Source organism: Streptomyces sp. DH12 (assembly GCF_020873895.1).
Classification (GTDB): Bacteria; Actinomycetota; Actinomycetes; order Streptomycetales; family Streptomycetaceae; genus Streptomyces.
On sequence record NZ_JAHWGT010000864.1, the window covers coordinates 1 to 476 of the forward strand.

Below are 476 nucleotides of genomic sequence, written 5' to 3' on the forward strand. Positions count from 1 at the left end.
GTGTACGACAAGGAAGGCCACATCCTCACGAACAACCACGTGGTGGCCTCCGCCGCGGAGTCCGGCGAACTGTCGGCGACCTTCTCCGACGGCAAGAAGTACGCCGCCGAGGTGGTCGGCCGGGCGCAGGGCTACGACGTGGCCGTGCTGAAGCTCAAGAACCCGCCCGCGGGTCTCGCCCCGCTGCCGCTGGGCAACTCGGAGGGCGTCGCTGTCGGCGACTCGACGATCGCGATCGGCGCGCCCTTCGGCCTCTCCAACACGGTCACCACGGGCATCATCAGCGCGAAGAACCGCCCGGTGGCGTCCGGGGACGGCTCCAGCAACAAGAACTCGTACATGAGCGCCCTGCAGACCGACGCGTCGATCAACCCGGGCAACTCCGGCGGCCCGCTGCTGGACGCGACGGGCGCGGTCATCGGCATCAACTCCGCGATCCAGTCGACCGGCGGCGGCCTCGGCCAGTCCCAGGCCGG

Annotated in this window: 1 protein-coding gene; it reads left to right on the forward strand. The window is 70.2% G+C overall.

The genetic code is table 11. The features are described 5' to 3' along the window. Positions 1 to 476: S1C family serine protease (locus tag LPA54_RS37490; RefSeq protein WP_228984913.1), on the forward strand; the 476-nt coding region annotated here is incomplete at both ends.